This window comes from Shewanella sp. 1311, assembly GCF_059338235.1.
In genome coordinates this window covers 4928307-4941962 of sequence record NZ_CM181686.1, presented here as the reverse complement: position 1 = coordinate 4941962, position 13656 = coordinate 4928307, and the positions used below count along the sequence as shown (strand labels likewise).

Sequence of the window (13656 nt, the reverse complement as noted above, 5' to 3'; positions counted from 1 at the left end):
TCGAGGAAAATTTTAGTGGTACATCCTCTTGAAATCCAGTATTCGCGTAAACAATGAATGACAAATGACCAAACAATCGATAAAGCAGACTAAGTATTCAAAAACAAATGGGGAGCTAAGCTCCCCATTTGTAGACCCTACTTAGGTTGGCGCCAGAAAACGGCGGCCAATGCAGGAAGGATAATTATGGCACCGAGCATATTTACCACAAACATGAATGTTAACAATATTCCCATGTCCATTTGGAATTTAAGTGCCGAGAAGAACCAAGTACTGACACCAATCGCCAATGTGAGGCCAGTAAAGATCACCGCACTGCCCCGTTCGACCAACGCCTCATAGTATGCCTGTTGCACCGGCATACCGTTCGAGAGCTTAGACGACATGGTCGAGAGGATATAAATACCGTAATCCACACCAATACCGACGCCCAGCGCAATAACAGGTAAGGTACTGACTGCTAAGCCAATATCCAGTTGCGTCATCAAAGCTTGCGCCAATGTCGACACCACATATAGCGGGATAATTACCGCCACAGTCGCTTTCAAGGATTTAAAGCTGATTAAACAGAGTACAAACACGGCACCATAGACGTATAACATCATAGGTAATTGCGCTTCGGCGACTGCTTCGTTGGTCGCGGCCATCACGCCTACAGGACCCGATGCCAGTTTAAACTGCAGCTTGTCGTTATCCATTTTCGCGGCGACGGCTTTCACCTTAGCGACCACAGTTTCTATGGTTTCTGCCTTGTGATCTTTCATAAACAAATACACAGGCATGACAGAACAATCGCCATTTAACAAACCAGAGGTCGTCGGAATTTGGCCAATGGCCTGCACTAAACTCGCGGTCGTGCGCGGCAGCACTTCCCACCTTGGATTACCTTCGTTAAAGCCTGCGTTCACTTTTTTAGCGACCGACGCCAGACTCACAGTCGACTCCACCCCAGGCGTATTACGCACTAACCATTCAAACTCATCAATTTGAGTCAGCACATCGTGGTAAGTACAAGCCTCGGGCGCCGCCTCAACAATCACAGTCATCACGTCGGTAGTGATGGAGAAATGATCTGTGATAAAGAAGGTATCGAGGTTATAGCGCGAATCTTGGTGTAACGCTGGCGCCCCACCTTGTAAGTCACCAATCTTCATCTGATTGGCTTGTTGCAGACCGGCAAAATACAACACCACAGTGGCAATAATCACCACCACAGCATATTTAGGCGTCGCAAAACGTGCTAAGAAACGCCAAATAGCTTCAGTGCGGACTTCTTCAGCCGTCGGCTCAGCGGTTTTATTGACTTTGATTTCGGTAAAAGAAATCACCAAAGGCAACAGGATAAGGTTAGTGAAAATGATCACGCCCACACCGAGTGACGCCGAAATCGCAAGCTCGCGAATAATCCCGATATCAATCGACAACAGAGTAATAAAACCAACAGTATCAGATAGTAATGCGACACCACCTGGCACTAACAAACTGCGAAATGCCGAAGCCGCCGCCGCTTTGGTGGTTTGTCCGTCCATCACGCGGCGCCTTACCGCGTTGATCATCTGCACCCCGTGGCTGACCCCGATGGCAAATACCAAAAACGGCACCAAAATTGACATGGGATCAAGACCAAAACCTATCACAGTCAATAATCCAAGCTGCCAGACCACAGCGGTTAAACTGCAGACGAGGGGTAAAACGGTCAGAATGATCGATTTAGAGAAGAGGTAAACCATGACGGCGGTGATCAAAATGGCGATCACAAAGAACAGCAATACGCCCTTAGCACCATCGGCCACATCCCCGGCCATTTTGGCGAAACCTATGATGTGAATTTTAACCTTGTCGGTTTCGAACTTGCCCCTGAGTTCTTTTTCGAGCTGCGCCGCAAAGGCAATGGTATCTAAGGGTTTACCTGTTTGTGGATCAAAGTCCATTAACTGCGCCGACACCATGGCCGCACTGTAATCGTTGGCAATTAATCGGCCAACAATGCCCGCTTTTTCAATATTATCGCGCACGGTTTCGAGCCCAGATACTGAGGTCGAAAAATCCGCAGGAATAACGGGCCCGCCAGCAAAACCATCTTCAACGACTTCTGTAAAACGAGTGGAAGGCGAAAAAATCGATTTCACCTGCGCGCGATCAACCCCAGGTATAAAAAACAGCTGATCGTGCACATTTTTTAAGGTATCAAAATAGTTCGCATTAAAAATATTGCCGCTGGTGTCTTCCACCGCCACCATGATGCTGTTGGCGCCACCAAAATCTTTTTGGTGTTTCAGGTAGGTCTGCATATAACTGTGATGCAGTGGAATGTTTTTGATGAAGGCAGCATCCATTTTGAGTTGACTGGCTTGAAAGCCTAAAAACAACGTCAAAAACACAAAAATGCCGACGACCCACGCACGATTGCGGAATAAAAATGACTCAAATCCGTTGACCAGTTTTTCTAACATCTTCTCGGCCCTGTTATTGTAGTTTTAAAATTTTATGGCTTAAGAATAAACAGCCCTTGGCTGCCGGATAACCACATATTCCCTTGATTATCCTTCGCAATAGAGACTAAGTTTTCCCCTTGGCGACGAGTGACAATACTGCTGGTATCATCCCCATTCAGCTTAATCACTATCCCTGCATTTCCCACGAGATAAACCGCATCGTCCGACACTGACATCGCCCCATTGATTGAAGATTGCACTGGCAGTTCGATTTCATTCCACTGGCTTAAACTCACATCAGCTTTGAATATATGACCGCGAAGGCCCATCACATACACGGCATCTTTCGTTTCAATGGCATTAAACATAGAGCCATCGTAATCAAAACTGGTACGCGCAAAGGTTTGGCCTTGATCGCTTGAAACGGCCACTAGACCTAACTCGCCGACCAGTAATAAACGTCCGTCAGTCAAGGTTAAAATACGATTAAAGTGCGGCAATAATGAAGCGCGTGCGCTCACATAGGCTGATTGATCGCTGCCTTTCAACTCCGCTAAATAGGACACATCCTCTTCGGCTAACAGCTCCTCATGGAACTCGTCGCTCCAATGTGCGCCACCATCATTAGTGCGATAAAACAAGCCATAAGCCCCAATGGCTAACCCCTTGTTTTCATCTAAAAAAACCACATCGAGGAATGGCTTTTCAATCTCGGGCGAATGCATCTGCTGCTGCCAAGTTTGGCCACCATCCTGAGTATGTAAAATGGTCGCATCATGACCCACGGCCCAGCCGAGTTTGTCATTAAGGAAAAACACTTTGGTCAACTGCGAGCTTACGGGCGTCGCCACTTGATGCCAACTGCCGTCATACACTAGAACATGACCGCGTTCACCCACAGCCACTAAGCCTGTGCCCACGTTGGCAATATCTAAAATCAAGGATGAAGCCGCAAGCGGTTGAATTTGAGAAAAAATCGGATCAGAGGGTGTTGCAGATAACGTAGAAGGGAAAAAAGCGCCACCGAAACTTAATGCAGCAACACACTGAAGGATGCGAAACGACATACAAACTTCCTTAAACTAATGAGGGGCGCAGAGCGCCCCTTTATTTGTGGCGTATTAACGGATACCTTCGCGACGCAACGCATCGGGGGTAAAGTTAGCTTCAGTCAGTTTGGCATCGAAGTTATACATACCACTTTGGTTGTCTAAACCCATAGCGAGATAACGACGGGATTGCAAATCATGGAAGACTTCCAGCGTGTCCCATTGAGTTGGCACTTCGTAGTAGTTCAAGCCATGTGCAACAGCCACACGATACAGCTGATCACGGTTATCGTAGAGATCGGCTATCGACACTTGCCATGAATCTTCGTCAAGGTACATATCGCGCACTTTGTAAATGTGGCGCATACCGTCTTTCAACGTCGCCTTCACTTGCCATACGCGGTGTTTTTCCCAACGAACATACTCAGGGTTAACATGCCCAGGTTTTAAGATTTGGTCATATTTCAGCTTGTCTGAGTGCAGTTTGTAATCGTTGTACGGGATGTAAATTTCTTTCTTGCCAACCAGTTCCCAGTTATAACGCACTGGAGAGCCGTTAAACATGTCGAAATCATCCGTCGTACGCAGACCATCAGACACTGTACCCGGTGTATCGAAAGCGACGTTTGGCGCTTTACGGACACGACGTTGTCCTGTGTTATAGGTCCAAGCTTGGCGTGGCAACGCCTCTTGATCCATGGTCTCTTTTACCAATAACGCAGTACCAGCTAAACGTGCTGGCTGAGTCACCACTTGCTTAAAGTAGAACAACGTATTGCTGGCTTTAAGCAGATCTAAGGTCATTTCTGGACGAGAATATTCGAAGCGAATTTCCTCTGAGGTTTCCACTAAGCTATAGCTACCATCGGCCGTTGGTGCAGCTTGGCTACGGGAAGTCTCGATATCGACCCCACGAAAACGCAAAATGTGGTTCCAAATCGCTTCTAAACCATTTGCTGGGATCGGAAATGGAATACCAATAGCAGCGCCAGAAATACCATTGCCCTGTGCAATCAATTCTGCACGTGTCGCGTTAGCTTTGGTCGCATCATAGACAAACTGCGGCACTGATGCGCTACGGCGAGTCTTATACACATTCATCTTGTAGGTATCAGGATAAAGTTCGAACAGCTTCATCTGACCCGGCGTTAAAAAGTCTTTATATTGCGCTTTGTTAGCATTGGTAATGGTGAATTCAATCTTATCCTCAGGGAAAGGATCTGGGTGATGCATTCCTTTGGTATAACCCGCTACAGGCTTAGTGATACCACCATCCCAAGCAGGAATAGAACCGTCAGCATTACCTGCTTTTTCAGCACCTAAAGGGGTGAGCTCATTGCCAAGTTTAGCCGCGTCAGCCTCTGATACCTTAGCCATAGCGACTGGCGCTACGAGTGCAAACATCACCGCACTCGCCAATATCGTCAGTTTCTTCATTGTTTGAGTCCTTTTAGATCGAATACTTGATATTGAATGAAACATAATCACGATCTGCCATCGCATTCGTCGTACCGACACCGCCAAAGAAATTGTTATAGGAGATATCTGCACCCCAACGGTTTTGATAGTCGAAGTTAACGCCTAGCGCGACAGACTTGCGTCCTTCCGTGAACAGGAACATAGGATCCGGAGTAATACCGTCAACGTCATGGGAGAAAATGACCCGTGGCGACATATTGACCCCAGCAAAGACGTTGTTGAAATCCGCTTTTGCCACTAAACGGTAGCCCCAAGCAAAGTCAGTTGGGAACGGGTTAGTTTCGGGACCATTGTGCAAGGCTTGAATGATGCCAGGCATATCTGGATTGCCGCCAGAACGTGACGTACCGGGACCATTGAGACGTAGCTCATCGAAACCTGGCATATCGTGGATCCACACACCGCCCACTTCGGCCAACATAGTTAAGTTATCTAAACCTAAGGTTGGGCCAAATAGATGGGTGAAAGTCATCTGCGCCTGTGTGGTATCCACGCGAATAAAGCCATCCACGGTTTCACCCGGTTGAACGTCTTTAATCTGTGAAATACCATCAAGATCGGGACGAAGCCCCGCATTGGCTAACTGTTGTGGCATACCGGCGAACAGCAATTCAACGTCATCAATCTGCAGTGGCTCATCTTGACGATGGGCAATCTCACCTGCGACAGACGTATCACCAATCAAGGTGTTGAAGCTGAAACCGTAGAGTTTAATATCCTCTGGATAGACGATTTGCGCCTTAGAGAAGCTCTTCAGGCTGAGCAGCAATTCACGGTTAATGTTGCCCGAGTTTTGGCCTACCGTCGCCAAGTCAGATAACAATGCACCCGTGCTAAAGTCGGCAGCAGTACCACTGATAAGTGGACGACGACTATGGTAATTCATGAAATAGAAACCAAATTCCGTTTCACCTAGCTCAGGCGCGTAATAACCCAGCTTGATACCGTATTGGCCATCATTGCTTGGTTCTTCTTCATCCTGCACTAGCGTCACTTTCGTTGGGTAGGCTAAAGCCATAGAAACCAATTGCTGCGTCGGAACGGATTGGCCACTGGCGATCATGCCCGCTAAACGCTCATATTCTTGCATCACAAAATCTAAGTTGATGTCAGGGTTAGCGTTAAAACCAAGCTGAGCGTTTTGAGCATAGCCACCAAAACCGGCAAAATCGTTAGTCGCAAAAATGGAGCCCGGAGTTGGGACCCAAATAGGTTGCCAATCATATTGATAGAATGCTTCAACCGTTAGTGAATCTGTCAGGCCAAGGGATGCCCACACCATACCTTGCGGTCTAAACGCTTCTTTTAACTCAGCACCAGGTGCGTTAAGAATGTTCAAATCCACGGCGTTAATTTCACTGATCCCATGGGCAATCAGCGTACTTTCACCCCATGACACCACTTGGTTACCAACACGAATAGATAATGGATTCGCACCCTCATTCAAATCGAAGTTGGCATAGACAAACGCATCTAATAAACGGATATCTTTACATTGTACTTCTGAAGCGCGGCTATCTTCGCAAGGGTCAAATTCTTTACCCGTGATCGGATCGTTGTAGTCATAATTGCCATCGTTCAGTTTACGATCATAAAAATACATACCGCGGGCGAACAAACCGTAGTTCTTGTATTTCAACGATAATTCATGCAAACCTTTGACGATCTCAGACGTAGTATCGCCTTGAGAATAAAGTAAGTTACTTAAGTCATTGTTGCTGGAATACGACCCGGGCTGGGCCCAAATCTCAGCTGAAGTATATTTTGTATTACCAAATGCGCTGTAATTAGACCAATCGAATTGGGGTTGATTCACCTTACCAATTTGACCTTCCCAATCGCGCGCCCCAACACGCCAGCTCGCACCAGCAGTCCACGTTGAGTCAAATGTGCCCTCAACCTCTCCCCAATCAAAAGATATTGCATTAACGCTTGGGATCATTAACAAACTCAATGCCGACGCCACCCCCAAAGCAAGCGCCGATTTGTTAAAACTATTTTTAACAATTTTCATTTTAGCTCTCCGTACCCTGCTGGATTCTTTGTTTTAGGAATTACAACCAACATCTTGTTAGCTCACAGGTAACATCATTGTTACAGCAATTAATCCCCTTGGGCAAGGCGCAGTTAGAGAAAATTTTCTAAAGAATTAAGCATGTAGACACATTTGTGCCAGCAGTTGAAAAGGTGGGATTTAAATTAGAGAAAAGCGGGAGAGAAATGAAGCGGGAAAAGATATCAAAAAATCATATAATTCATTAACATATTTAAAAACTAAATATCACAAACCGAGCCTAATAATCAGCCGACCGTTTAAAGTAATTACTCTAAGCGCAAATAAACAAATTCAGACTAGACTCGATTTAATGAAACAAATTGTCCCTTGTCATCTAAAACCAATTTAAAATAGCCTTGAATGCCATTTTCGGTTAAAAAACGTCTGAAATGACGGCCATTAATCCACAAAATACGTCCTTGCGTTTCGCGGACCTCAATTTTATCAGCAAGCCCTTGATAATAGGGTAAGAAATCTCGATAGCTGATCGTTAGTTTGAAATACAATTCCATAATATCAGGGCGGCATCGATTGCCGCCCTCCTCCTACAAACCGCTATTTTGCCAATGCCTTAGAGACTTTTTCGTACATATCCTTAGATAAGTCAGGTAAAGCCAAAAGTTGCCCTAAACAGGCTTTTATTAAGGTTTGACGGCCTAAGTCGAATTTATGGAACTGGATCAATGGCGTCACCATGCGTGCCGCGACCTGCGGATTGAGCTTATTAAGGGTAATTAAGCATTCGGTTAAGAAAGCATAACCCTTACCGTCTTGACGGTGGAATTGGTAAATATTACCCGCCGCAAAACTGCCCACTAACGCGCGCACTCGGTTTGGATTACTCATACTAAAACGCTTGTGCTGCTGTAATTGACGCAGACGTTCAATCACATCTTGCGCATTACGAGTCGCTTGCAACATAAACCATTTATCCATTACCAATGGCGTGTCCTGCCAACGCAGCTCAAATGCGGTCATCAGCTCATCGCGACAAGGCAAATCGCCCACATTCGCCGCAGTCAGTGCGCCGAGGGAATCTGTCATATTGCTGGCTTTGTCGAACTGAGCAATCACTAACGTTTCAGCCTCATCCGACACTCTTGCTAACCAAGTTAAACACTGATTTTTAAGCGCTCTTGCCTGCGTGCTATCGACTGATACCAAAGAGCGATAGAGCGCGATCAATTCATCTTCAGAGTGTGAAGCCAGCTCAGTTAACACAAATTCACGGGCTAAGGCTAACGCATCGAGATCAACGCTTTCTGTTTGCTCAATCAAAGCAGATGCCGTAGGTATGGCTAAGATTTCGGCAATCAATGCTGAGTCAAGTTCAGTGTCTAACAACACGCCTTTAAAACTATCGCGCACACGGGGATCGAGTGTCATGGCTTGTTGCTGCTGTAAACTCGCCACATTCTGCCAAATCGCTTGGCTCACTAAGGTCACTGAGGCTTCCCAGCGCGCCACTTCGCTGCTGGCAAAACGCATCAAGTGAACCAGTTGATCCACATTGAATCGATATTGCAATTTAACGGGCGCGGAGAAGTTTTGCAGTAACGAAACCACCGGTTTATGACTTAATCCCTCAAAACTAAACACTTGTTCAGCCTGAGTAAAGTCGAGAACTTCATTCACTAAAGAGTGGCCCTTGGCATCTAAGAGTTCGATGCTGAACGGGATATGCAAGGGTGATGCACAGTTCGCTAGACTTTGTTTAAGGGTTAATTGGTAAATGCCCGTTAGCGCATCGAAACTGTCCATCGCAGTCACAATCGGCGTGCCCGCTTGGCTATACCATAAACGGAATTGGGTTAAATCCACGCCGCTGGCATCTTCCATTGCCGCCACAAAATCATCGCAGGTGACCGCTTGGCCATCGTGGCGTTTAAAATACAGTTTCATCCCCGCTTGAAACTTTTCTTCGCCAAGCAAAGTGTGCATCATGCGGATCACTTCAGCGCCCTTGTTATACACAGTGACGGTGTAGAAATTATTCATCTCAATCACAGATTCTGGACGAATGGGATGGGACATAGGGCCAGAATCTTCGGCAAATTGCTGATTCTTGATCACTTTGATTGCGTGAATTCGATTCACAGCGCGTGAGCCTAAATCGGAGCTGAATTCTTGATCGCGAAAAACCGTTAAGCCTTCTTTTAAACTTAGCTGGAACCAATCACGGCACGTCACGCGGTTTCCGGTCCAATTATGGAAATACTCATGGCCTACCACCGATTCAATACCGTGATAATCCTCGTCGGTAGCCGTTAACGTATCTGCAAGCACATATTTAGTGTTGAAGATATTTAAGCCTTTGTTTTCCATCGCTCCCATATTGAAAAAGTCGACGGCAACTATCATGTAAATATCTAAATCGTACTCGAGGTCAAAACGACTCTCATCCCATGCCATGGATTTTTTCAGCGATGCCATCGCATGGTGTGCTTTATGTAAATTACCTTTATCGACGAACACTTGCAGGATCACTTTACGGCGACTGCGGGTAATGAACTCATCTTGCAACAGATCAAAATCGCCAGCGACTAAGGCAAACAAGTAAGCCGGTTTTGGAAACGGATCTTGCCAGCAAACATAATGGCGGCCGCCCTCTAATTCGCCTTGATCAATCAAATTCCCGTTACTCAGTAAAAACGGGAATGCGGCTCTATCGGCTTCGATGCGCACAGTATATTTGGCTAATACATCGGGACGGTCGAGGAAATAAGTGATCCGTCTAAAGCCCTCAGCCTCACATTGCGTGCAGTAGGCACCATCGGACATATACAGGCCTTCAAGGCTCGAATTGGCCTCGGGATCGAGCTTAGTGACGATGTTCAGCTCAAACTCATCAAGCGCCGTTTCTAAGACTAATTGACCCGCGCTAACATGATAAGGCACTGCTTCACCGTCAACCGTCAGCGAGACCACAGTTAAGTCTTCGCCATCCAATACTAAAGCTTGGGCATGCTTAGAAGCGCGTTTTACCCGACTTATCGCCTGCACATGAGTCTCATTGCCCGCCAGATTAAAGGCTAAGTCGATCGTGTCTATCGTGAAGAGTGGCGCTTGATAATCTTTTAAGTATTTTGCTTGAGCTTGTGTCATTTCGATCCCTTTAACGCTGATCTAAATAAGAAAAAACGCGCCATAAGCGCGTTTTGATATTGGATAAATCGACTCGACTAGCGCCTACTTAGCACTAGTTTTAGCCAGTTTTTGCGCATCAGCCATATCTAAAGTGATATAAGCCGTTTCATCTAAAAATGCGTCTGGCAATTCGGCGTCGTCTTTAATGTCTTCCATGGATTTAACCGGTGCTAAACCATTGGCGACTCGGCGCTCGTTCGTTCTATCGAGGACTTTCTTCTCATCGGCTTCGCGGGAGGCAATGCGCTCACTTTCAACCAGAGAAACTGTCTTCTCTTTGTGGTGCTTTTTAAAGTCGGCAATATCTTGATTGATATAAGCAAACTCTACGCTGCTTTTGATGCGGTTAAGGTGCTTGGCCTCAAGGCTAGTCACTAACTCAGGCGTCACATCATTGAGCGTGCCATATTGCGCCATTGGCACTTTATCCCAAGGCAAGGCATTTTTCTCTTCAGCTTCGCCGTACTCACCTGGCTCTAACGCACTTGGGTAAGCAATGTTTGGTGTCACACCTTTAAGCTGAGTGCTGCCGCCATTGATCCGATAGAACTTTTGAATCGTGTATTGCACATGACCAATTGGCTTTTCATACATGTCGTAGATACGGCCTAAGCTCTTATGCTGCTGCACTGTACCTTTACCAAAGCTAGACTCACCAACAATCAGCGCGCGGTCATAATCTTGCAATGCGGCAGCAAAAATCTCAGAGGCTGAAGCACTGTAACGGTCAACCATAACAGTTAAAGGACCGGCATAACTGGTTTTGCCATCGTTATCACGGTGCGCAGACACACGGCCATCGGCATCACGAATTTGCACCACAGGACCCATATCGATAAAGAGTCCCGTCAGCAACACGGCTTCTGTTAATGCACCACCACCGTTACCTCTAAGGTCGATGACTATGCCTTCAACTTTGGCTTCGTTTAACTTCACTAGCTCTTTTTCAACGTCCTGTGACAGATTCATGTAGAAACCAGGAATATGGATCACACCGACTTTGCGATTAGCGTACTCGCCATCTTTAGGTTCAATCACCTTAGAGGTTGCCGCTCTGTCTTCAAGACGAATTTTATCGCGTACTAAGGTAACGTCGAATGGCTTAGCATTCGAACCACCTTTCTTCGGTAAAATTTGCAGTACGACTTTACTGCCCTTAGGTCCTTTGATCAGATCAACCACGTCGTCTAAACGCCAGCCGATCACATCAACAATTTCACCGCCTTCTTGACCGACGCCGACAATCTTGTCTTCTGGCGACAGTTTTTCGCTGCCAGCCGCAGGGCCGCCAGCAATTAAGCTTTTAATCACAGTGTAATCGTCTTCAAGTTGCAGCTGAGCACCAATCCCTTCAAGGCTTAAATTCATTTCCATTTGGAAACGTTCAGCATTGCGTGGTGACAGGTAACTCGTATGCGGCTCAATGCTACGTGAGAAGGCATTCATCACGCCTTGGAACACGTCTTCACTGTTGGTTTGAGTCAAACGTTTGATGGCGTTGTTGTAACGCTTTTGCAAGATCTCAACAATCTCAGGCCATTTTTTACCTGTGAGCTTCAGATTTAGCGCATCGTATTTAACACGTTGACGCCATAACTCATTGATCTCGGTTTGATCTTTTGGCCATGCAGCATCGTCACGGTCATACTCATAGGCATCGCCGGGGGCGGAGAAGTCCATCTCTTTATCCAGTAGGGATAAAGCATAGACAAAGCCTTCATAACGACGCTTTTGGACGATATCAAACATTTTATAGGCAGGCTCAAGTTCACCAGAACTGAGCATGTCATCGAATTGGGTAGCATAAGGTTTAAAGCTATCGACATCCGCTTGGGTTAACACATTGCGGCGATAGTCTAACTGCTGCAGGTAACGGTCAAAAATTTGCGTAGAAAAGGCATCATCAAGATTAAATCTATGATAATGCGAACGAGTGTATAAGTCCGTTACCCTTTTGCTCGCGACCTTATGTTGCGCTTCCTGCTTGAGAGTGGGTAACTCGCTGATTTGAATCGTGGGTGGTACGGCCCAAGCCGAGAATCCGACAAAAACAGTGGCGATCGAGGTAGCCAAAGTGAGTTTTCGCATCAACAAGTTACTCCGTTTTAAAAAATGATTACAGCAGGATATGTTCTGCTCTAACTTTAATCGTTAGGCCACTATCAAGCTGAACATGAATATCTTCCTTGTTAATATCAGTAATCACACCGGCTACGGGTGTCATACCTAACTTAACATTGACGCGTTGTTTTTTCGTTAAATCAGTCAATTGTGCTTGGACATAATTTACGACTGGCGCTGCAGCTTTAGGCGCAGGCTTAGCAGGACGCTCAGTTTTAGCACGTTGAGGAACAGCCACCTTTTTAGGTGCTTTCTTCGCCGCAGGCTTAGGTGCGAGTGCTGCACGTTTCGCTTTCGCTTTATCCTGACTTTCTTTCAACATGGCTTGAGCATGGTCAATGTGCTCTTGCTCTAACTCGCCGCAAGGTTCGCCATCCAGATTAACGCGTTGTGCGCCAGCTTTAACGCACTTTAAATAGCGCCAGCTGCTGGTGTAACGTCTTAAGGCAACTCTGAGCTGAGTTTTACTGACTTTAGAATCATCAGCCAACCTTTCAGCCAAATCTTGAAACAATCCGATTTTTAATGGCTTAGTTTCACCTTCAGCAATAAAGCACAAAGGAAATGTTTCATACAAATACGCCAAAATTGCATTGGTGTCGGTCAACTTTTCTGTTGATTCCATCATTACTTCCACAGTCAAAAAGGGACATCGATTCGAGGTGATATATATCAACTTCTTACGTGTCGTTTATCTTCGTTAAACTCAATATTGAGTCAACGTACAAATTAGCATCCTAGCCGCGTTTACTAAAGTTAAAAAAAATATACCTTAACAAATTTTTACAGCTCAAAACACTAAGCTTATTCATTGCATGCCAATCAAACCAGCTTAATGCGTGCAGGCGCACATTATAAGGCGCACGCCACCGATTGCGACTATGAATTATGCGTTATTGTACGCAAATTAATCAAATAGGCAGTTTTCAAAACTTTTAACCAGTAATTCCAGCCCCTTTTGGTCTTCTTCGTCGAAACGATCGAAGATTGGGCTGTCAATATCGAGCACGGCAACCACGTTACCTTGAGCACAAACTGGCACAACGATTTCAGAATTACTGGCAGAATCACAGGCAATATGGCCATCAAATTGATGAACATCGGCCACTCGCTGGGTTTGATTGGTGAATGCCGCCGTACCACACACGCCTTTTCCTAACGGAATACGTGTACAAGCCACTTTACCTTGAAATGGGCCTAATACGAGTTGTTCGCCACGCATAACGTAGAATCCCACCCAGTTCAGCTCAGTTAAATTATCATTGAGTAAGGCTGAAAAATTCGCCATTGCCGCAACAAGGTCGTCTTCCCCTTCCAACAAGGCCAAGGCTTGACGGTTAAGTGACTCATAAAATTTCGATTTCATTAC

9 protein-coding genes are annotated in these 13656 nt (G+C 45.9%); all 9 read right to left on the bottom strand.

The window, feature by feature from the left end; translation table 11 throughout:
- Window positions 1-137 precede the first annotated feature (137 nt).
- Entirely contained in the window at window positions 138-2453 is a 2316-nt protein-coding gene (locus AC5YB3_RS21715) for an efflux RND transporter permease subunit (protein WP_012089377.1), read from the bottom strand.
- A gap of 32 nt (window positions 2454-2485) precedes the next feature.
- Window positions 2486-3502 carry a YCF48-related protein gene (locus tag AC5YB3_RS21710; protein WP_494526149.1) on the bottom strand — a complete coding sequence of 339 codons (1017 nt, stop codon included), beginning with the start codon at window positions 3500-3502 and terminating at the stop codon, window positions 2486-2488.
- A gap of 54 nt (window positions 3503-3556) precedes the next feature.
- Entirely contained in the window at window positions 3557-4921 is a 1365-nt protein-coding gene (locus AC5YB3_RS21705) for a DUF1329 domain-containing protein (protein WP_006081906.1), read from the bottom strand.
- A gap of 13 nt (window positions 4922-4934) precedes the next feature.
- Window positions 4935-6977: a DUF1302 domain-containing protein gene (locus AC5YB3_RS21700; protein WP_494526148.1), complete on the bottom strand. Its 2043-nt coding sequence runs from the start codon at window positions 6975-6977 to the stop codon at window positions 4935-4937.
- A 338-nt stretch (window positions 6978-7315) separates the two neighbouring features.
- Window positions 7316-7531, bottom strand: a complete 216-nt coding sequence (locus tag AC5YB3_RS21695) for a DUF2835 domain-containing protein (protein WP_006086278.1) — start codon at window positions 7529-7531, stop codon at window positions 7316-7318.
- A gap of 43 nt (window positions 7532-7574) precedes the next feature.
- Entirely contained in the window at window positions 7575-10124 is a 2550-nt protein-coding gene (gene pepN, locus AC5YB3_RS21690) for an aminopeptidase N (protein WP_494526147.1), read from the bottom strand.
- An 84-nt stretch (window positions 10125-10208) separates the two neighbouring features.
- Window positions 10209-12254 (bottom strand): carboxy terminal-processing peptidase, encoded by a 2046-nt coding sequence (gene prc / locus AC5YB3_RS21685; RefSeq protein WP_063883461.1) that lies wholly within the window; start codon window positions 12252-12254, stop codon window positions 10209-10211.
- Window positions 12255-12282: 28 nt separating this feature from the next.
- Window positions 12283-12912: an RNA chaperone ProQ gene (proQ, locus tag AC5YB3_RS21680; protein WP_006081911.1), complete on the bottom strand. Its 630-nt coding sequence runs from the start codon at window positions 12910-12912 to the stop codon at window positions 12283-12285.
- 282 nt (window positions 12913-13194) lie between these two features.
- Window positions 13195-13653, bottom strand: a complete 459-nt coding sequence (locus tag AC5YB3_RS21675; protein ID WP_006081912.1) for a GAF domain-containing protein — start codon at window positions 13651-13653, stop codon at window positions 13195-13197.
- Between the last annotated feature and the right edge of the window lie 3 nt (window positions 13654-13656).

Coding starts and splice junctions, on each gene's coding strand:
- AC5YB3_RS21715 (WP_012089377.1), bottom strand. CDS start 2,453: ATGTTAGAAAAACTGGTCAACGGATTTGAGTCATTTTTATTCCGCAAT.
- AC5YB3_RS21710 (WP_494526149.1), bottom strand. CDS start 3,502: ATGTCGTTTCGCATCCTTCAGTGTGTTGCTGCATTAAGTTTCGGTGGC.
- AC5YB3_RS21705 (WP_006081906.1), bottom strand. CDS start 4,921: ATGAAGAAACTGACGATATTGGCGAGTGCGGTGATGTTTGCACTCGTA.
- AC5YB3_RS21700 (WP_494526148.1), bottom strand. CDS start 6,977: ATGAAAATTGTTAAAAATAGTTTTAACAAATCGGCGCTTGCTTTGGGG.
- AC5YB3_RS21695 (WP_006086278.1), bottom strand. CDS start 7,531: ATGGAATTGTATTTCAAACTAACGATCAGCTATCGAGATTTCTTACCC.
- pepN (WP_494526147.1), bottom strand. CDS start 10,124: ATGACACAAGCTCAAGCAAAATACTTAAAAGATTATCAAGCGCCACTC.
- prc (WP_063883461.1), bottom strand. CDS start 12,254: ATGCGAAAACTCACTTTGGCTACCTCGATCGCCACTGTTTTTGTCGGA.
- proQ (WP_006081911.1), bottom strand. CDS start 12,912: ATGGAATCAACAGAAAAGTTGACCGACACCAATGCAATTTTGGCGTAT.
- AC5YB3_RS21675 (WP_006081912.1), bottom strand. CDS start 13,653: ATGAAATCGAAATTTTATGAGTCACTTAACCGTCAAGCCTTGGCCTTG.